A 21,628-nucleotide genomic window follows, 5' to 3' on the forward strand; every position below is an offset into this window, starting at 1 on the left:
GGAAAACTTACATTTGTAACAAACACCTGTTGTCATATATGAAAAAAGGGCTAAAGACTACTCTCAAAGTACTTGGTATCATCGTTGTCGTTCTATTGCTTGCAGCCCTCGGGGGTTGGCTGTATCTCAAATCGACCTTCCTCGATTTTGAAAACGATTATGCCGAGAATAACCAGATCAATGAGATTAGCGTATCCGGGTACACTTTCAGGGACCTCAACGGCAACGGGGAATTGGATATTTACGAAGACGAGAGGAGACCTGCTGAGGAGCGCATAGACGATCTGCTGTCACAGATGACCATGGAGGAGAAGATACACCTGCTTAAAGGATCCGGGATTTCTTCTGCTATGGGCAGGGTTGAACCCGGAGAAGGGATCCCCGGAGCGGTTGGGACCATAGTCCCTACCCCAAGACTGGGTATCCCGACAATATATCTTTCAGACGGACCTGCCGGGTTGCGGATAGAACCCGTGCGCGAGGGTGAAGATCGTACCTACTACGCCACTGCCTTCCCTATTGGAACTCTCCTGGCTTCTACCTGGAACACAGAGTTGGTCTATCAGGTTGGAAATGCCATGGGAAATGAAGCAAAGGAATACGGACTGGATGTTATCCTGGGCCCAGGGGCGAATATCCACAGGCATCCCTTCTGCGGCAGAAATTTTGAATATTATTCCGAAGACCCTGTCCTTACCGGGTATATTGGGGCGGCTATGGTCAACGGTATTGAATCCAATGGCATCGGTACTTCTGTAAAGCACTATGTCGCCAACAACCAGGAGACCAACAGGAACTTCAACGATGCTATCATCTCAGAAAGGGCCCTGAGGGAGATCTACCTGAAGGGTTTCGAGATCATCGTGAAACAATCCCAACCATGGACCATTATGTCTTCCTACAACAAGATCAATGGCACCTACGTGGCGGAGAGCCGTGAATTGCTTACCGATATTCTGAGAAATGACTGGGGATTCCAGGGACTGGTGATGTCCGACTGGTTTGGGGGCAATGACGCCGTGGCCATGATCAAGGCAGGTAATGACCTGCTAGAACCCGGCACAAAAAAGCAATGGAACGCCCTGCTCGAAGGACAGGAAAACGGCAGACTTACAGAGGAAGAGATCAATACCTCCGTTCGGCGGATCCTGGAACTGGTATTTAAATCAGGTAATATGAAAGGATCGGCCTACACTAATGATCCCGACCTGAGTGCCCATGCGGAGATCACGAGAAACTCCGCTGCTGAGGGCATGGTCTTGCTAAAGAATAACGGTGTTCTTCCATTGAAGGACATCAGCAACATTGCCCTGCTCGGGGTAACCTCCTATGACTTTATCGCGGGGGGAACCGGATCCGGAGATGTAAATGAAGCTTATTCGGTATCCCTGGAAGAAGGGCTCCGAAATACAGGAGCGAACCGGGAAGAAGGGTTTAGCAGTTCTTCCTTTAAGATCACCCCCATCGCCAAGGAAGCCTACGATTTACATAAAAAAGCAAATGCGGAAGAATTCGTAAAACCAGAGGGCATCAACGCCATGTTCGAACCCTACAACCCTCCGGAGCTCACCTATACGGAAGAACAAATGGAGAAGATCGCCGCTGAAAGTGATGCTGCGATCATTACGATCGGCCGTAACAGCGGTGAAGGTGGAGACCGTCGGGAAAAAGACGATTTCCTACTCAAAGCAAAAGAAATAGCCATGCTAGAATTAGCAAATAAGGCATTTCACAAAGCCGGAAAACCCGTTGTCGTGGTGCTCAATATTGGTGGGGTAATTGAAACAGCCAGCTGGAAAGACCTGGCAGATGGGATCCTCCTGGCCTGGCAGGGCGGACAGGATGGCGGGAATTCTGTGGCCGACATCCTGAGCGGGAAAGTAAATCCCAGCGGAAAACTCCCCATGACCTTTCCCGTAAAACTGAGCGACCATGCTTCCCATGCGAATTTCCCTTTAGACGGCCGACCCATGAGTATGACGGACCTTATTTTCCCTCCTGCTGAAAAAGAGGATTCAGAAAAGGAACCCAATGTCGATTTTACTGTATATGAAGAAGGGATCTATGTAGGCTATCGCCACTTCGATAAAGCAGGACTGGAGGTTTCATACCCCTTTGGTTATGGCCTTTCTTACACAACTTTTGAACTCGACTCTCTGAGCCATACAGTTGAAAATGGTGCTTTGATCGTAAAGCTGGCTGTTCGCAATACCGGTGAGGTCTCGGGCAAGGAAGTCGTCCAGCTCTATGTTGGAAAATCAGATTCGAATATAGACAGGCCTGAGAAGGAACTGAAAGCCTTTACCAAAACCAGGGTACTGGCCCCGGGGGAGGCCACAGAGATCACCATGAATGTCCCGCTTTCGGATTTGAGTTATTGGGATGGGGACAACTCTGCCTGGAAATTGGAAGAAGGTACCTATGGGATACAGGTGGGGACATCTTCACGGGATATCCGGCTGAAAGGGGAGATCCAGATTCGGGAATAGTGAAAAGATAAGAACATCATGGGCTAAATAACTTCAGGACAGAGAGGGGTTCAACTATGCCAAAACCTCATAGACTGTAATACTCTTTTTCTTGTTCTTGAGCTGTACCTCGCCCACTTTTTTGCATTCAAAGGCTTCCTTGATCTTTAGGTAGCACTCCTCAGGGATCAGGATCTGGTTATCCTCAGCTGCAAACTCCAGTCGGGCTGCCGTGTTCACCGCATCTCCGATCACTGTAAAATCGAGTCTTTTCAGGCTGGAGGACCCGATATTTCCCGAGACCATCTCCCCGCTGTTGATCCCTATGGAGACACTAGGCCGGTATCCGCCCATCTCCTTGATCTCGGGAAGTTTCCCGATCTGTAGCCTTACTGCAAGGGCCGCATCTAGGGCACGGTCCAGGTGGTAATCCCCCCTGAAAACCGCCATGACCGCATCTCCCATGAATTTATCGATATACCCTTCCTGGGCTATGATCTCCTTTACCATGGCGTCAAAATAAGAGTTGAGCATATTGACCACGGAATCCGCACTGTTGGTCTCGCTCAAGGCTGTGAATCCGCACACATCGATGAACATGACCGTAGCCTGGATATTCTCGTTGGCCATGACCGCCGACTCAAATTCCTTTCGCCCCATAAAATTCAGTACATTTTCATCCACATACATCTTCAGGATATTGTTCTCCCGAACAGCCTTTAATGTTTCCTGCAATTCCCGTACATGTTTCAGGGTCTTTTCCATGGTGATGGTCAGGTCCTCGAAATTGATGGGCTTGGTAATAAAATCAAAGGCACCCCGGTTCATGGCCGTACGGATATTGTCCATGTCCCCATAGGCAGAAACGATGACCGATTTCAGGAGGGGATTCAGTTCCTGGAGTTTTGTCAACAGGGTAAGGCCGTCCATTTCCGGCATATTGATGTCACTGAGGACAATATCCACATCCGGCTCTTCCTTGAGCTTCTCCAGGGCATCTACCCCGTTGATGGCAAACCTGAATTCATACTCATTTTGCCTGATCTGTTTCCTGAATTTCTGTTTGATGAGGACCTCAAGATCCGCCTCGTCATCAACGACCAAAATCTTAGACATCACAGTATCGCTTTTAATTTTTCCTTTAACACTCCAAATTCTACCGGTTTAGTCAGAAAATCGTCCGCTCCTAAACGCATGGCTGTTTCATAGTTCTCCCGATCCCCATAGGCAGTGATCATCATAACTACGGGTGGTGGCTTCTGAAAATTCTTTTTGATCTGTTCAAGCAGTTCAAGCCCACTCATTCCGGGCATGTTGATATCAGACAGGATGAGGACGGCTTCATGGTTGTGTGCTTCCAGGTATTGGAGTGCCTCTTCTCCGGAGAACGCGAAGGCAAATTTCAGTTCCCCATTTCTGATCTCTCGTCTGAATCGCTGGCGGAATAACAATTGAACATCTTGCTCGTCATCAACTACTAAAATTTTCATCGGTACTGGTGGTTTGGTGGTTATTCTATTTTTTAGGTCGCTCTTCTATGGGCAGGATGATCTTAAAAGTGGATCCTTCTCCCTCCTTGGAAGATACTTTCAATTTCCCCTTGTGCTCTTTGGTCACAATTTCATAGCTCATACTCAGTCCTAACCCGGTGCCTCTTCCTGAAGGTTTTGTGGTAAAGAAGGGTTCAAAGATTTTCTGGATGATCTTTTTAGGGATCCCATTTCCATTGTCCATAACCTGGATCTCTACTGTATTAGCCACCTTTTTCGTGATAATTTGCACTTTGGGATCATAGTCGCCCCCAACCTGTTTCTTTTTCTCCTGTACGGCGTGGAAGGCATTGGTAATAAGATTTAAAATGACCCGCCCTATATCCTGAGGCACGACATTTATTTTTCCGACCGACTTGTCGAAATCAGTTTCCATGCTGGCGTTAAATGACTTATCCTTGGCGCGCAGGCCGTGATAGGCCAGTCGCAGGTATTCGTCTGCCAGTGCATTGATGTCTGTAGGCTCCTTTTGCCCGCTACTTCCCCGGCTGTGCAGGAGCATACCCTTCACAATTGAGTCAGCCCTCTTGCCGTGATGGGAAATCTTTTCCAGATTTTGATCAATATCTAATATGAGTTCTTCTTCAAGTTTTTCATCGCGTTCCTTTTTACTTTTGGCCCTTTCTTCTTTCAGCTCTTCGATCAATTCCTGGCTCACTTCTGAAAAATTATTGACAAAGTTCAGCGGGTTTTGTATCTCATGGGCAATTCCGGCAGTGAGTTCTCCAAGACTGGCCATTTTTTCGGACTGTATCAGCTGGCTTTGGGTGGCCTTTAGTTCCGCATAGGCCTTCTTGATCTCCTTAGCCTGTTTCAATTCTTTTTCACGCGCCTTTTCGCGCTCCCGCCGGATCGTCTTTTCTTTTTGGAAGAGATGTACGCGGTACCCAATAAACAAAAGAATCAAGAAGTAAATACCATAGGCCCACCAGGTTCGCCACCAGGGCGGTGCAATGGTGATCCTGATACTGGCCCTTTCCTCGTTCCAGATCCCATCGGCATTGGAGCCTTTTACCCTGAAGGTGTATTCGCCCGGCGAAAGGTTGGTATAGGAAGCTTTCCGTTCTTTGGAAGGTTCGGACCAGTCTGTATCGTAATTTTCCAACTTCCAGGAATAGAGGTTATCCTGAGGATTTAAATAATGTAAAGCCACGAATTCAAAGCTCAGATCACGCTGTCGGTGATTTAGTTTTATGTTCCTGGTAAAAGCAACCGATTTTGTAAACAGATCTCCATCAGGGCCACTATAAACGGTATCGTTTACTCCCAATCGGGTGATCACCATATTGGGACGGATAGAATCTTTCTTAAAAATTACTTCAGGGTCAATTTTATTGAGTCCTTTAAAACCTCCAATCCAGATCATCCCATCACTGGTTTTGATCATTCTGGACCAACCCGGTAAACTTTGCATACCTTCCCGCGAACCGTAATTATGAAAGGTGAGGGAACCGGTATCGAATACGGAAAGACCTCTTTGGTTGGGAAGCCATAGTCGCCCCCTTTCATCCTCCAATAATTGATCACTATACTGTGAGACATCGTTGTGCAGCAACCCTTGTTCCTCTCCGTAAAAAACTACCTCTTCAGGATTAGGTCCTACCAAGGCCAATCCTCCTCCGCTGTATGTCGATATCCAGATTTTCCCTTCGCCTGCCGGAGCAAAGGAAGTAACACTGGGCATTTTTAACGGTTCATTAATTCTAATAAAGGTGCCCTTTTCCCTGTCGAATTGGCACAAGCCGCCATCTGTACCTATCCAAAGCCGATCCTGGTCATCTTCTTCAATGAATCTTATCTCATTACTGATCAGGGATAAGCTGTCCTTAGGGTCATGGGTAAAATGTTTAAAGGCATTGTCTTCAGGGGAATAGGCATAAAGTCCAAACTCATTGTCTCCGCTATCACCTAACCAAAGAACACCCTCTGAATCCTGGTAGATGCTATTAACAAGAAGGCCGTTCATACCGTGTTTTTCACTATTGTCAACTTCAAACTTTTGAATGACCTCTTGAGTACCTTTCCCCAGTATGTAAATTCCTTGTCTCCAAACTGAGATCCACAAATTCCCTGATGTATCTTCCTCAATGAATTCAATATCGTATGAGAATTCCAGTTTGTTTTCCCCGGAAAAGAGATTTACCGGAGTCAGTTTTTTTTGCCTTTCCAGCAGCTTAAATAATCCTCTGCCATAAGTTCCCACCCAAATGCTGCCTTCCGAATCCTCGTAGATTGAACGTATCTGACGCAATTTTTTTTGATTACGTCCCCGCTCGAAGTTGATTTTTGTAAAATGATCGCCTTCCTTCAGGGACAATCCATTTGAAGTTCCTACCCATAATCGATCTTTACTATCCTCAAATAGGCTAAAAATAGTATCCGAAGGTATGCTGGTTTTATCCTCCGGGTTATGTCGGAAGGTCTCTATCTGTCTGATTTTTGGAGATTGCTTGTAAATATTCGGTCTGGTGGCATGCCACATCAAACCAGAATTATCAAGGATGGTTCTAAACTGAAAAATATGTTTTCCCTCAGGAAATGGATTAGAGTCATCGTTAAATTTTTCAGTATATATCGTAAACCTTTCCTTCGCAAAATCGTAATAGAGATAGGTTAAGGGTTCCCCTTCAGAAAACGGGCTTAGGTTGGTTGTTGCGAACCATATTCCACCATCGTGTTGGGCAAATACCGACAACTGATCTGTCCTTTTGGCCCCTTTGCTAAATTTTAAACTTCCTTCTCCATATTTTATTTGCTTTGATGTTCCACTTTTGAGATCGACCCGGGTAACGTTTCCCTCCTCCTGGAATACCCACAATTTGCCCTTGATATCTATGAATGCATACTGCAGATTATGAGGCGTTAGGGTATTGTCCCGGTCTGCCAATTTTGTAAATGATTCTACGCAGGATCGTTTTACGGGATCCCAGAGATAAACTCCTTTATCCCCCCGGAGTACATCGAAACTTTCCGTGCCACGAACGATCATTCGAATGGTATCTTTGATATCCGTACCCGGAATAGTGGAACCGGAAGCGATGACTTGTTCCATAGAGTCTTTCTCAGCATTGTAAATGTTGAGATTCCCGGGATGTAACAATTGCCAAAGACTACTGTCTTTTCCGGCTTCCATCAACTCCCAATTCAGCACGATATGATTAAACCTGGGATAGTTTCGCTTATGAAGATACTTGCTCATTTTTCCCGAACTGGAATTGATCTTAGCCAGGACGAGTGTATCCAGAACCCTGGAGTAATTCAAAAACCAAATGTTCTCTTTAGAGTCCTCAAAAAGCAATTCTGTATAAAAATCGTATGGAAGTTCTTCGGGATTATCGGGGTTGGGCAGGTAATTCTGAAATCGTTCCGTAATGGGATCATAAGAAGTTATCCCATCTCCAAAATTGGAGGTCCAAATTTTACCATCCCTGGCCTTGACGAATTTGAATCCGCCACGTAATTGCAGGTTTCCTTTTTTATCCGATTTGTCACCTCGAAATACTTTGAATTCGTATCCGTCGTACTTTACAATCCCGTTTTGGGTGGTAATCCATATAAAACCCTGGTCATCCTGAATGACATCTCGTGCAAACTCTTCCGGAAGTCCCTCAGCCACCCCATACTTTTCAAAGGCGATCTTCTCTCTTTGGGATAAAGTGATTGCATGAAGAAATAATGCTAAAGCCAGGAGGAAAATCCGGACGGTACGAAAAGATTCAGCTACAGGCATGGTTGGTTGCTTTGGTTGGTTAGGCAAAACTGATTCTCACATAATTACAGCTACATAAACTCTATTTTATACAGGTAAGGTAATGATAAATTCTGAGCCTTTCCCCTGCTCAGAAATGGCTTTGAGATCACCCCCATGCCCCTTGGTCACAATATCATAGCTCATACTCAGGCCCAAACCCGTCCCCTGCCCGGTAGGTTTTGTCGTAAAAAAGGGCTGGAAGATCTTTTCCCGTATGGCCTCGGGGATGCCGTTGCCGTTGTCCTTCACAGAAATTTCAACTCCATTTGCGTTCCTGCGGGTAGTCACCGTCACCGTAGGCGTATATCCACCTCCTGTCTTTTCCTTCTTCTCCTTCACCACGTGGAATGCGTTGGTGATCAGGTTGAGGATCACCCTGCCAATATCCTGGGGAACCACATGCACCTTGCCGAGGGATTCATCAAAATGAGTCTCCAGCGTGGCGTTAAAACTTTTGTCCTTTGCCCTTAGCCCGTGATAGGCCAGCCTGAGGTATTCATCGGCGAGAACGTTGATGTCCGTAGACTCTTTCTCCCCGCTGCTCCCCCTGCTGTGTTGCAACATTCCCTTGACAATTCCGTCGGCCCGCTGGCCGTGATGGTGGATCTTTTCCAGGTTCTGGACGATGTCTCCGGCCAGGGCTTTGGCCTCCTCTACATCGCCCTTTTGTATCTCCTCAAGCATCTCTTCTATGAGCTCCTTGCTCACTTCGGAGAAGTTGTTTACAAAGTTCAGGGGGTTCTGGATCTCGTGGGCGATCCCGGCGGTGAGTTCCCCCAGGGAAGCCATTTTCTCGGAATGCACCAGCTGCTTCTGGGTCTCTCTAAGCTCGCCCAGGGTGCGTTCAATACGCTCTTTGGCCATTTCGAGCTTTACGAAATCCTCATATCGGGCATAAGCGATCGAGAAGGCATCGGCCAGGGAACCTACTGCTTCCATCTGATCCTCGTCCAGGGATTTGGTATTCCCCACATAGAGCATCCCCTGTTTGAAAGGGAGAAAATGAAGGAAAAGGGATTCCGGAGGTTCTTCAGCTCCCTGGTATTCTTTTTTATTGCTCACCTGGCCCAGGTGCATCATGGTCTGCATAAATTCGAGGAATTGCTTTTTGTCCCAGTGGGTTCTGTACACTTCTCCTTTTTTCCAATGGGCGACAGTGGCAGCGGTATCCTTGTCGGCATCAAAAGGTATGCGCATGGCACCAAGCGATTTCCCATCCGGAGCAGATAAAAAAGCCTGTACCGTGCTGTCCGATTCATGCACTATAAATACCCCACAACGAATAAATGGGACTCCAAGGACGGTGAGTTCATTCCAGATGAGAGGAGTGATGCGTTCGAGGTCCTTTGTAGTACGCATGCTGGCGATCTGCCCCCGTATGCGGTCAATAGAGGCCTGTTTGACCGCCTCTTTGGCCTGGGCTTCCGCTTTTTGAAGATCCAGAAATCGGGTGTAGGTCTGCTCGAATACAGAAGCAAAACGCTTGAAAATATCATGAGCTTCTGGGACAGCCTCACGGGTGATAAACAGGAGATACCCGTATTTGAAGTAAACCACATGATCGATTTGGTAGGTGGGGAAGGCCCCGTTTGTTTCCTTGAGCTGTCTGAGTACATCCCCCACAACCGGAAGCGTGCTCATATACTCGTAATGGGCAACGCATTCTTCCCCTGCTATCTCCTTTACAAACAGGGATTCACCCCCTTGTCCCATTTCATAATACTGCTTAAAGATCCCTTTCCTGGGAACCGTATAGGTGGGAAGTAAGCCGGCTTCATTTCCAAACCATTCAATAGAGTCGTTCTCACGGAAAATATTAAATGCACAACCCCAGGTTTCAATTCCAAGGGCTCGGACCTCTTTGTCGAGCAAGTGGGACGCCTCAGCCAATTCGTCAGAATGCTGCATGGCCATGGTGCGGGCCCGCACCCGTTCCAGGGCCAATTCGATCTCTGCCTCTCTTTTCTGACGTTCGGATTCCTTCAGGTCCTCAAACCTGCGATAGGCCAGATCGAAAACCCCTGCAAACCGTACCAGGGTATTGATGTCTTCGGCCGGAGGGTTAGGAACTACCCCGGGAAGGCTGTATCCAATTTCTCCGTGGGTGGTACGGGCCATCACAAAGGTGAGTCCGCCTATTTTCCGGATGTCATCGGCCGAAGGAGCCTGTGGGTCTACCTGCTGGAAATCCCCCAGGGATACCATTATATCAACGTAGTCCACGGCCGCATCTGCATCCATTGCGTAAACTACTGTCGGCTCTTTACTCTTCTCCCATTTTGCCAGCAAAGGAACCTCGCCATGGATATGGCGTGGAAGCTTCATCACCATCCCGATTCGGGTACCGTCTCCCGAGGTCATGGCCTTCTGGTAGGTATCCGGCAACCAGCGCATATGCCAGAAGTAGTGTGCTTCATGACCAAGCCGGATAAATTCAGACCGCATGGTCACCACAATGTCCAGTAACTCGGAGGATTCCTGCATCCCTGTGACTTGTGAACGGATCCGTTCCAGCGCTGCTTCGATCTGGGCCTCCCGGGCCTGGGCTTCTGCTTTTTGCAGGTCTAAATACCGTGTATAGGTCTGGCCGAAAACGGAGGAGAAGCGTTCCAGGACCGAGCGGATATCATCCTGTAAGGGGGCCTCTGTAAATGCGAAAAGCATCCCGTCCTTAAATGCAAAACTATTGTGGTGCACAGTTTCGGGAATCTTATTGAGGTCGAATTTCACCGGGTAATCCGGCGCTTTGTTCAGGATACCAAAATATGTCTTCAGGTCTTCACCCTTTAGCACATACGAGAAGGTTTTATGGCGGTTGCTCCAGGCTTTTTTAACACCACTCAACAGGGGATGGAGCGACATATCGAGGGTTCCAGAATGCAGGACGGTCTGTGAATTTTTTTTGACCGAGGCTGTCCACAATTCCATATGCTTAGCCTTGCTTAAAATACCGATCCCACACCGTAAGGAACTGTCCGGATGCAACCCAAGGAGCTCGTTAAAAAATGTGGTGACCGTAACGCCGATGTCCTCAGTATTATGCATGGCCATTGCCTTGGTGCGGACGCGTTCGAGGGCGGCTTCTATCTGGGCTTCCCGGGCCTGGGCTTCTGCTTTCTGCAGGTCATTGAATCTGCGGTAGGTTAGATCAAACACCCGGGCAAAGCGTAGCAACAGTTGCACGTGTGGTTCTGACAAAGGTTCCAGGCTGGCCACTGAAAGGCAGCCAAAGGCGTTGAAGGAAGCAGACAGATACACCCGTTCAGGGGCTTTCATCCCCTTGATAACTGCTCCAGGCAACTGGCTCAAATCGGTCTCCCCGAAAATAAATTGATCCCATTTCTCCTTTTCCTTCCCTTCAAGTGTATAGGCGAACTGGCGTTCCTGCTCTTTCCAGGCCTTTTTATAGGCCCGGTAGGGCTTATGCTCATGGTTCTGAACCCAGAAATTCATAGGAGCTTCCGGAGTTTCCGAATTGGCCATCCACCACATCGACCCGGAGGTGGCCTCGTCAAATATCATGATGATGCATCGGGTGAGCGCCAAATCGAGTTGGGTAAGCTCTTTAAAGACAGTCCCTATGAGCTGGTTCAGCTCATCAGAGGTGTGCATGGCCATGGCCCTCGCACGTACTCTTTCCAGGGAAGCCTCAATTTCCAATTCACGGGTTCGTTCCCTGATCTTTTCTTCAAGCTCCTCATTTTTTTTGCGAAGACCTTCCATGGGAAGGGCTTCTTCCTCATCAATATTTGCATCGGGGGTTGAGCCGTGAAAATGCGTGACCATCCATTTACCGGATATTTTTTCAAGGATGGTGGATAACCTGAGCGGGACTACTTGATCGTTGTCTTCCATGTAGAGCTCAAAATCCTCCAGGATCAGGTAAACAGATCCGTTCGACAAAAATTTTTCATCGACAGGTTTCCGGGTCAGGGTGAATTTTGTCTCCCTGAGTTGTTCAGCCTGTAATTTGGCCATTTGCTTTACGGCCTCCCTGTCCTTAAAAAATTCATGTGCCGCAGTACCGTATCCAAGGAAATCCGGATAAACGAGCTCATCGAACCCTTCGATGGGAGCGAAAAAGAAAAAGACCTCGATCATTTTATCGTAAACAGCTCGAGCCTCAGCGGTACTTTTTCCCAGGGAGGTTGGTTTCATTGTTGGTGGTTATTGAGGTCTTACGATCGATTCGATCATACCCCTCGCTCTAAGATAAGTAAGATTTCGGAATAATCAGGGGGTACAACAAGGCCTCCTAATTTCACCAGGATTAGCCAGCCCCTGAAGCGTGCTGCGCTCTGCTTCAGGAATACTGTTTCATTTGGTTACAGGCTGCACTATTCATTCACCAGGATTAGCGGCCCCCTGTAGCGAGCTACGCTCTGCTTCAGGAATACTGTTTCATTTGGTTACAGGCTGCACTATTCATTCACCAGGATTAGCCAGCCCCCTGTAGCGAGCTACGCTCTGCTTCAGGAATACTGTTTCATTTGGTTACAGGCTGCACTATTCATTCACCAGGATTAGCCAGCCCCTGAAGCGTGCTGCGTTCTGCTTCAGGGGCGCTGTTCCTGAATGAGCCTCAGGCTGAAAATACAAAAGACCAACTGCTTCCGCAGTTGGGTTTATTTTTGGCCCGGGCCACTGGAAAACAAGTTTTCCGCGGCCCGTTCGCAAAAATAAAGGCCTTTGCTCATCGCAAAGGCCTTTTGTGCTTATCTGTAGCCTCACCAGGAATCGAACCTGGATCTAAAGTTTAGGAAACTTCTATTCTATCCGTTGAACTATGAGGCCAAATACTAGGCAAATCTACAACCTAATATCTAATTCCCAATTCTGACCAGGTTCTCGATTCGTTGAACCTGCCTGCCGGCAGGCAGGCTATGAGGCCATTATGGGGATGCAAATTTATGAATACTTTTTTAATGGAAAAGCATCATTTTTAAAGAAGGCAATAAACAGTCTGGGACCTACTCCTGAATTCCCAATTTTATCGTATTTTAAATTCCTTGAATTTTCAACTCAAAACCACTATCCATGAAAAAAGGAATACTCTTTTCCATTGTTTTTTTGCTTATCGCCTCCCTGGGATTCTCCCAAAGGAACCGGGGGAGTTCTGCCACTGCAGCCTCTGCAAATGAAAAACTTTCCCTTGACGGACTTAAACTCCGCAATGTGGGCCCTGCCTTTCTCTCAGGAAGGATCGCCGATATCGCTTTACATCCCGAGGACTCCAATGTCTGGTATGTCGCCGTGGGCTCCGGGGGTGTCTGGAAAACAGAGAATGCCGGGACCACCTGGACGCCCATTTTTGATAAAGAGTCCACCTATTCAATAGGCTGCCTTACCATTGATCCGAACAATCCCTCCACGATCTGGGTAGGGACCGGAGAAAACGTTGGTGGCCGCCACGTGGCCTGGGGTGACGGCGTCTATAAAAGTGAAGACGGAGGCAGTAGCTGGAAAAATATGGGCCTGAAAGCTTCCGAGCACATTTCAGAGATCATAGTACACCCAGAAAACCCTGATGTGATCTGGGTGGCCGCCCAGGGACCACTCTGGAACAAAGGCGGAGAAAGAGGCCTTTACAAATCCAAAGACGGAGGAGCTACCTGGAATAAGGTACTCGGTGGTAATGAATGGACCGGGGTTACGGACATCATGCTCGATCCCAGGAATCCCGACCGCATCTATGCCGCTACCTGGCAAAGACACAGAACCGTAGCCGCTTTAATGGGCGGTGGCCCCGATTCCGGACTGCACCGTTCTGAGGACGGGGGTGAGACCTGGGAAAAATTGAGTTCCGGACTGCCCAATTCCAACATGGGGAAGATCGGTATCGCTATCTCCCCTCAGCAGCCTGATGTGGTCTATGCCGCCATCGAACTCGACCGAACCCAGGGGGCCGTGTATCGCTCCGAAGACAGGGGCGCTTCCTGGAAGAAAATGTCAAATACCGTCTCTGGCGGAACCGGGCCGCACTACTATCAGGAGCTCTATGCGAGTCCTCATGCCTTTGACCGTCTCTACCTGATGAACGTTCGAATACTGACCTCCGATGACGGGGGAAAAACCTTTGTACAGCTCAGGGAAGAAGATAAACACTCCGATAACCACGCGATCGCCTTCCGTGCCGATAATCCGGATTACCTGCTGGTAGGTACGGATGCAGGGATCTATGAGAGCTTCGACCTGGCACAGACCTGGCGCTATATCAAAAACCTACCGCTCACTCAATTCTACAAGGTGGCAGTGAACAACCAAAAGCCATTCTATCATATTTTTGGCGGAACACAGGATAATGGTTCTGCAGGCGGACCCTCCCGTACTGATGAGCAGCAGGGCATCCGAAATGCACACTGGTATAAAACCCTGGGCGCAGACGGCCACCAGTCGGCCACCGATCCAGAATACAACCACATCATCTACGCAGAGACCCAGCAAGGGGGCCTGCACCGGGTAGATCTGATCACTGGAGACAGGGTTTTTATACAACCTCAACCCCGCGCAGGTGAACCTCATGAGCGTTATAACTGGGATGCACCCATCCTGGTGAGTCCGCATAAGCCGTCACGCCTTTACTTCGCCTCCTACAGGGTGTGGAAATCAGAGGACAGGGGAGACAGTTGGACGCCCATCTCAGGAGACCTCACGAGAAACGAGGAGAGGATCACCCTGCCGATCATGGGCAAACAGCAAAGCTGGGACAACGCCTGGGATGTGGGCGCCATGTCTAATTACAATACCATCACCTCCCTTTCAGAATCCCCGGTGCGGGAAGGCCTGATCTATGCAGGAACGGACGATGGGTTTATACAGGTTACCTCTGATGGAGGAGGCAACTGGAATAGCATTCCTGTAACCCGCCTCGGGCTGCCCTCCCGCTCTTTTGTCAATGACATCAAAGCCGACCTGTTCGATGAGAACACGGTATATGTAGCCCTGGATAACCACAAAGAAGGTGATTTTGCTACGTATCTGTACAAAAGCACGGACAAGGGTGCCACCTGGAGATCCATCAAAGGCGACCTGCCAGACAATACGCTTATCTGGCGCCTGGTTCAGGACCATGTCAAAAAAGAGCTCTTGTTCCTGGGTACTGAAAAGGGCATCTATGTCTCCATGAATGGGGGGACTAACTGGCATAAAGTTCCGGGTGCCCCTATGATTTCCTTCCGCGACCTGGTGATACAGAAAGAGATGAACGACCTGGTGGGAGCCTCTTTTGGTCGTGGCTTTTTTGTGCTGGACGATTACAGTGCCCTTCGCGAGATCACCGATGCCTCCCTGAAAAAAGAGGGAGCCTTGTACAGCACGAGGACAGCCCCCTGGTATGTCCCCAAGAACGTGGTCGGCAATACGGGAGCAGATTACTATTTTGCCGAAAATCCTGATTTCGGTGCCTGGTTCACTTATACCCTGGCAGAGGGTTTCACCTCCAAGACCAAGGCTCGAAAAGACCGCGAAAAAGATCTGGAAAAAAGGAACGCCTCTATCCCCTTCCCCGGCTGGGACGCCCTGGAAGAAGAAAGACGGGAGGCCGATGCCAAGATCTGGATCACCATCCGCGATGAAAGGAATAACGTGATCCGCAATGTGCAAGGTACTGCCAAAAAAGGCCTGAACAGGGTAGCCTGGGACCTCAGGCATCCGAGTTCAAGGGCAATAAGACCCGGAAGGGAATCAGGCGGTGGAAGTTCCTGGTGGAATTCCGGTCCCCTGGCCATGCCCGGTACCTACACGGCTACCCTTTCCAAAGAAGTGGACGGCGTGGTCACCCAACTCGACGGACCTGTTACCTTTAAAGTGGAGCCGTTGTTCGAGAGTACGCTGAAAGGTGTCTCCTATGAGGACTTCAATGCTTATATCGCTGCCTACAATGAGGTAGCCACCCAGGAGAACAAGATTTCCGATGTACTCGAAAGCAGCATGGACAAGGTTAAGGCCATGCAAGTTGCCCTGGAGAGGGCGCCTGCAGCTCCCGGCAAAATGGCGGGAAAACTGCACGACCTCCAGCAGCAATTATACGCCTTTGAGGAAAAGCTGGAAGGGAACAAGTCGAGAGATGAAATCGGGGAAAGAAATCCCCCTAACCCGGGAGATCATCTGAGCGTTGCAAGACGAGGCCTGTCTACCACTTATGGCCCTACTCCGCTGCACAAGCAGAGCCTGGGGATCGCCAAGACTATGATGGCCTCCCTTTATACAGAGATCAGTAATATCGCCAACACTACCATTCCCCAGCTTGAAAAGGAGTTGAAAGCTATGGGAGCCCCTTATATCCTGGGGCAGGGTATAGACTGAATGAAAGAAAGGTAATAAACGAAAAAGCGCTGCCCAAGGCAGCGCTTTTTATCGTTCTGTATGTCAGTTCAAAAAATTGCCCCGGTATGATAATGCGTCATCCAGGCGATCCAGGCGATCCCGACGCAGATCAGGAAACGCGCTACTTCAATAGGGTTAAGTTTAATATTCATAAGATAGGATTTGAGAAGGACAAAATAGATCGAATCCTTTATTAGATTACCGAATTTGGATAAACCTCTCTTTTTTCCGGATATGGTACCCTTTTGGCCCCGATCATGGAAGAATTTTGCATTATATCGACTTTTCAGCAGGTATTAGATACCGATAAGGGGCGAGAGATTATCGACAACCGGCGGGTGGAATGAAGTGTTTTCAATCTCTTTAGAGCTTTTTATATTTATCGTATCTTCGCCAGAGAATTACGCTTCATGGGCCTGTTACTGTTCTACGCTTTCCTCGCGATCTTCTTCTCCTTCCTTTGTTCCATCCTGGAAGCAGTATTGCTCAGTGTAACACCTACTTACATCAATCTGAAGAAAAAAGCCAAAAAGGGATATGCCCTGGCCCTGGAAGAACTCAAAAAGGATATCGACAAGCCCCTGATCGCCATCCTTACCCTCAATACCATTGCTCATACTGTAGGCGCTATTCTGGTGGGTGTACAGGCGAAAGTGGCCTACGCCGATCTATATGGGGAACGCTCTCATACCGTTTTCGGATTCCAATTCACCGAAGATCTCATGGTGGGAATCGTATCTACTATCATGACCATCCTGGTACTTGTTGCATCTGAGATCATCCCCAAAACTATTGGAGCTAATTACTGGAGGGAACTCACCGGGATCTCTACTCAAATACTTAGGGCCATGGTCTGGACCCTGCAGGTAACCGGGATTATGTGGACATTGCAGCTCTTCACAAGACTGCTGGGCAAAGGTCATGAGGGGAGTGTACTGAGCAGGGAAGATTTTACCGTGATGGCCGACATGGCCGAAGAGGAAGGCGTCTTTGAAAAATCAGAATCCAAGGTGATCAAGAACCTGCTGCAGTTCGACGAGATCCTGGCGAAGGACATTATGACGCCAAGGGCGGTGATGAAGATCGCACCTGATACTCAGACCATAGAGGAATTCTTTGAACAGAATCCTCACCTGCGCTTCTCCAGGATCCCTATCTACGGGGAAACCGTCGATACCATTACCGGCTTTGTCCTGAAAGACAATGTCATGGAGGAGATCATCAACGAGAACGGAAAGCTGACCCTCGCCGATATCAAAAGAGACATCCTGGTCACCCGAAGAGACACCCCCATCCCTCAATTATTCGAAAATTTTATCAGGAAAAGGGAACACATTGCCCTTGTTGTGGACGAATACGGGTCGGTAAGCGGCCTGGTTACCATGGAAGACGTCATAGAGACCCTGCTGGGGCTCGAGATCATGGACGAGAGCGACAATGTGGAAGACCTACAGGTCCTTGCCAGGCGCAACTGGGAAGAGCGCGCCAAGAAAACTGGGATCATCGAATAACCCAAGGCATTACAATTCTCTTATCGTTGAGGAAATAAAAAAGAGTCGGCCAGGCCGACTCTTACGCTGTATTTTACTTGAAGTTGTTCCTTTTCAGAAGTCCGAATCCTCGCTACCCTCACCAATAGGTTCTTTCCCTGTACGCACGTAGCCAAGTTTTAATTCGACATTGTAGCTGAAATAGATCGGTTTTTCATGTCTCAAAAGGTCGATTACATTGGGATACATAGAAATAGGGTACCGCAGATACACCAACTTATTCCTTTTATCGTAGTGATTTTCAGGCACCTTCCCATCGGGATAAAAATTGACCTGCACTACAAAATCCTCATCGTGATAACACTTGACGAGGGCCCGGGGATAGACTTTGTTCTTATCCTTGCCTCCGGACTGAAAGTGTACCCAGTATTGGTTTATTTCGCTAGTAATCGTTTTCATGTTCAATTGGTTTAAATTATTCAGAAAGATAACAAGTTAAAGAATAATTCCCAAGATTTAAATAGGAATCGAAAAAACAACGGATTTAGCTCCCGGCAGTTAGCCCGCCTGAGCTTATTCTCCCACGTGATCCTTATAGAATTCGAATGCGTGCCGGGCAACTTTCCTCCCCAGGGCCAGACCCTCTAAATTGTCGGCCTGGATATGGTATCCTCCCAAAACCCTTGAGATACCGGCCATGTTGGCTGTTTCAGTCAAGGTCGGGAAGTACAATTCAACCTCCACCCATTCAGATTCGGGTTCCGTATAGGATCCGGCTATAAAGGGAACCCTGACCTCAAAGCTGTCCGAATCCTTATAAAGCCTCAATGCCTCTGCGCAGGCCCCGCTGACCGTACTATGCCCGGAAACATAACTCGGAAACGGAGGGCAGAGGAAAGAGTCTGGCGAATAAGGCCGCCATTGTTCCCCTTTCATTTTGGTCCATCCCTTGTCAAATCCGGCCCAACCCTCTATTTCCTGCCCTTTGTAATACTCATGAACCAAAGCGTAGGGCCTTGCGTAGTCATAGAACATCTTGGCATCCCAGGAGGCGATAAAAGCATCCATGGCGGTGATCTGGTTGAGGAAATACATCTTCACGTCCTGATCCAGGTCGTATTGGTCCTTTTTGGATAATTCCTGGGCAAAGACCAGCCAGTGACCAGCCTGCTGCACAGACTTGGGGCCGTCCCTCATAAATTCGACGAGAGCTTTTTGTTCGGCGGTCAGCTCAGCCTGCATCTGAACCACTTCCTCTACTTCCTTTTGCAATTGTTCTGAGCCATACAGGGGCGGAGGGGGCGACCTGAACTGGTCTGCTGATTCCAGGGTGATAGGTTCCACTTTCTGCCAGTAAGGCGTCAGGCAACCCGGAGCATAACGCTCCCCTTCCAGGCTTATAAAGTATTTGGGCTGCCACCGGTTTATGTCGCTGTTGTCATCTACAGAATTCACGGGCTGGTATCCTGTGTAATCGAAATAAGGAGGATTGCCCTCCGACTCTTCTCCGTACTGGTTGGCACCATCACCCTTTCGGTTTTTGATGACCGACATGGCGGCGAGATAGCCTATACCGGCAGGGGTATCCTCTTCCATGTCTCTGGTCTCAGGATCGAGTCCAAGATGAGCCATCCGCTCCTTAAAATAAAGGGAATCGCTGTAATAATACTCCTTCAAGGCATAATAAGAGGCATAGGAGATGGCGATCTCTTTGTCCCTCAAGCTACCTTCTCGCTTCGACACTCCTTCCAGATATATCGGCCTGGCCTTATCATCATAGACTGACCAGGCATCAAAGGCAGCCGTAAAAATCAGGCCCAGGTAACGAGAAGTGATTGTCGGCCTCGGCAGAAATCGTTCCGTATCACGGGCTGTTGCTTCCAGGGCGACCTGCCCCCAGTAATAGGCTATATTGTCTTCTCCCTTTGGATCCTGCAACCCAGTGAGAGAGCCTTTCTCAGATGGATTATTGCATGAAAATAATAGCAGAGTGAGGAAAAAAATGGTTAGGTTGGTCAATCTCATTCTATCAAATCATTTATTAAATCTACAAATTTTCCCATATCCGATCAGAAAAAACTACTTTAGGGATGACCAACCACCGATATGAAAAAATTACCCAATGCTTTTACCCTGATGCTAGGGCTCCTTTGCATGACCTGGGCTGCCACCTTTATCATTCCCAAAGGCAGTTATACGCGCATCACGGATTCTGAAAGCGGACTTACCACTGTAGTGAATGGTTCCTATAAAGAGATCGAAGCGGAAAGCCTGGATATTTTTGATCTTTTGCTGATCGTACCCGAAGGATTGATCAGCAGGGCTGATCTCATCGTGCTCATCTTTCTGCTGGGCGGCTGTTTCTTTATTGTAGAAAAAACAGGGGTCCTGGGTCACGGCCTCCAATGGGTGGTAGACAGGCTTAAAGGAAGAGATTGGATAGCTCTCATGCTGGTATCGGTGATCTTTGCGACAGGAGGAGCCACCATTGGTATGCAGGAAGAGTTTATTGCCTTGACACCCCTCCTCATAGCCTTCAGCCGTTCGATGGGATATAACGCCTTTGTGGCTATCGGCATGAGTTTCGGGGCCGCCGTCATCGGCTCTGCATTCAGTCCGATGAATCCTTTTGCTGTAGTTCTCGCACAAAAAGAAGCGGAATTACCCCTGCTTTCCGGTCTAAATTTTCGACTTGCCTTTCTGATTCTGGTACTGGCCTTATACCTCCTGTTCCTTTGGAGATACGCTAGATTGAACCGAATGGAAAAGATTCCCATGTCGGATTCCGGAACTCCCATATCAATGCGTAGTGGTATCATCCTGGGCCTCATCGCCCTCACTTTCGGAGTGGTCACCTATGGGCTTCTGTTTTTGGGCTGGGGTTTTAACGAGATCTCTGCCTTTTTCTTTCTGCTCGGTCTGTTGACAGGCCTTATAGCCGGACTGGGCTTAGACCGTACGTGTCTGATGTACGTCGATGGTATGAAAGAAATGACCTATGCAGCTGTGATCCTGGGGCTGGCCAGCGGTATTCCTATCCTCCTGGAAAAAGGACAGATCCTGGATACAGTGATCCATACGGCTTTTACGCCCATGGAGAGCCTACCTCCTTCCATGTCGGCTCTCGGAATGATGGGTAGCCAGGCCTTGTTGCATTTCCCAATCATGAGCTATTCTGCCCAGGCATTGATGACGATGCCTGTTCTGATCCCTCTTTCGGATCTCGTTGGCGTATCCAGACAAGTCTGTGTTCTGGCATATCAATACGGAGCGGTGAACATGGACATGTTCGTCCCCACCAACGGAGCTTTGATGGCCATCCTTGCGGTGGCCGGTATCTCATATGACAAATGGGTGCGCTTTGTATGGAAACCCCTGTTACTCTGTTTTGCTGTAGCTACCCTGGGTGTGCTCACAGCTGTCTATACCGGGTTTTAATGCACCTTAGGATATAAGTAAACAAAAAGCCACCTGCATGAGCAGGTGGCGGGTGGTTCCCAACGGGTTTATTAATGGCTAATTCCCAGAGCCCACGGTTGGATTGTGGGCCGTAAAAATCCCTTCGGGGTTGTCTTTGTAGATCCACACATGCAACTGCCATTGCTGCAGGTTCGGGTTGATTTCCCATACATCCTCCTCCCCCGTAAAGCCTTCCGGGGCCGGTCCGGGATTATCCATATCTGCAATCGGCACGGCGTACTCTACCGCCACGATCTCCATGGCCCCACTGGCGTTTGGTGCATAGAGCAGGATCTCGGGTTTATCCAGTTCAATGGTCCCATCAATTCTGGGTGGCAGGATGTAATGATGCCCCATATTGGGTACAAATCCCGAAGCATCGAAAAATCCTTCTGCCGTTGCCACCTCAACATCCTGGTATTTTAGGGTGGCTGCCTTTACTTCATTCACTTCCACCTGCCAGGCTTCAAGTTCGTCATTGTCGTCGCTGCAACCCACGGTTATGACCAAAACGGCCAGTGTCAAAAGCTTAAATAATCTGAATGTGTCCTTTTTTTTCATGATTTCTAATTTTAAAGTTCTTTG

At 48.5% G+C, this 21,628-nt stretch carries 11 protein-coding genes and 1 tRNA gene; 4 read left to right on the forward strand and 8 right to left on the reverse strand.

Annotated elements, in window-relative coordinates; genetic code table 11:
- Positions 1-38 precede the first annotated feature (38 nt).
- Positions 39-2,489 (forward strand): glycoside hydrolase family 3 C-terminal domain-containing protein, encoded by a 2,451-nt coding sequence (locus tag IEV19_RS06935; RefSeq protein ID WP_188369929.1) that lies wholly within the window; start codon positions 39-41, stop codon positions 2,487-2,489.
- A 54-nt stretch (positions 2,490-2,543) separates the two neighbouring features.
- Here IEV19_RS06935 and IEV19_RS06940 read toward each other — a convergent pair whose 3' ends face one another.
- The 5 genes from IEV19_RS06940 to IEV19_RS06960 all read right to left on the reverse strand — a co-directional run bounded on the left by IEV19_RS06940 (position 2,544) and on the right by IEV19_RS06960 (position 12,563).
- On the reverse strand, positions 2,544-3,584 hold the full coding sequence (locus IEV19_RS06940) for an adenylate/guanylate cyclase domain-containing protein (protein WP_188369930.1): 1,041 nt from the start codon (positions 3,582-3,584) through the stop codon (positions 2,544-2,546).
- A complete protein-coding gene (locus IEV19_RS06945) occupies positions 3,584-3,958 on the reverse strand; it encodes a response regulator (protein WP_188369931.1) in 375 nt (124 codons plus the stop codon). The genes IEV19_RS06940 and IEV19_RS06945 overlap by 1 nt, the downstream gene beginning before the upstream one ends.
- A 25-nt stretch (positions 3,959-3,983) precedes the next feature.
- Complete coding sequence (locus IEV19_RS06950) at positions 3,984-7,748, reverse strand: sensor histidine kinase (protein ID WP_188369932.1); 3,765 nt, start codon at positions 7,746-7,748, stop codon at positions 3,984-3,986.
- Positions 7,749-7,814: 66 nt separating this feature from the next.
- Positions 7,815-11,927, reverse strand: a complete 4,113-nt coding sequence (locus IEV19_RS06955; protein WP_188369933.1) for an ATP-binding protein — start codon at positions 11,925-11,927, stop codon at positions 7,815-7,817.
- Between the two features lie 564 nt (positions 11,928-12,491).
- A tRNA-Arg gene (locus IEV19_RS06960) sits at positions 12,492-12,563 on the reverse strand.
- Between the two features lie 243 nt (positions 12,564-12,806).
- Here IEV19_RS06960 and IEV19_RS06965 point away from each other — a divergent pair.
- Both IEV19_RS06965 and IEV19_RS06970 read left to right on the forward strand, forming a co-directional pair.
- The gene (locus IEV19_RS06965) at positions 12,807-16,073 is read left to right on the forward strand and encodes a WD40/YVTN/BNR-like repeat-containing protein (RefSeq protein WP_188369934.1); all 3,267 of its coding nucleotides are present in this window, start codon (positions 12,807-12,809) and stop codon (positions 16,071-16,073) included.
- A gap of 431 nt (positions 16,074-16,504) precedes the next feature.
- On the forward strand, positions 16,505-17,605 hold the full coding sequence (locus IEV19_RS06970; RefSeq protein ID WP_188369935.1) for a CNNM domain-containing protein: 1,101 nt from the start codon (positions 16,505-16,507) through the stop codon (positions 17,603-17,605).
- A gap of 93 nt (positions 17,606-17,698) precedes the next feature.
- Here the strand turns inward: IEV19_RS06970 and IEV19_RS06975 are convergent, their stop codons facing one another.
- Together IEV19_RS06975 and IEV19_RS06980 are read right to left on the reverse strand one after the other, a co-directional pair.
- On the reverse strand, positions 17,699-18,043 hold the full coding sequence (locus IEV19_RS06975) for a hypothetical protein (RefSeq protein WP_188369936.1): 345 nt from the start codon (positions 18,041-18,043) through the stop codon (positions 17,699-17,701).
- 114 nt (positions 18,044-18,157) lie between these two features.
- A complete protein-coding gene (locus tag IEV19_RS06980) occupies positions 18,158-19,609 on the reverse strand; it encodes a vanadium-dependent haloperoxidase (RefSeq protein ID WP_188369937.1) in 1,452 nt (483 codons plus the stop codon).
- Positions 19,610-19,690: 81 nt separating this feature from the next.
- On the opposite strand from IEV19_RS06980, the gene IEV19_RS06985 reads away from it, so the two are divergent.
- Complete coding sequence (locus IEV19_RS06985; protein WP_188369938.1) at positions 19,691-21,022, forward strand: YfcC family protein; 1,332 nt, start codon at positions 19,691-19,693, stop codon at positions 21,020-21,022.
- 78 nt (positions 21,023-21,100) lie between these two features.
- Here the strand turns inward: IEV19_RS06985 and IEV19_RS06990 are convergent, their stop codons facing one another.
- Entirely contained in the window at positions 21,101-21,604 is a 504-nt protein-coding gene (locus IEV19_RS06990) for a hypothetical protein (RefSeq protein WP_188369939.1), read from the reverse strand.
- Positions 21,605-21,628: the final 24 nt, after the last annotated feature.

The sequence above is a fragment of the Muriicola marianensis genome (assembly GCF_014638095.1).
Taxonomy (GTDB): Bacteria; Bacteroidota; Bacteroidia; order Flavobacteriales; family Flavobacteriaceae; genus Muriicola; species Muriicola marianensis.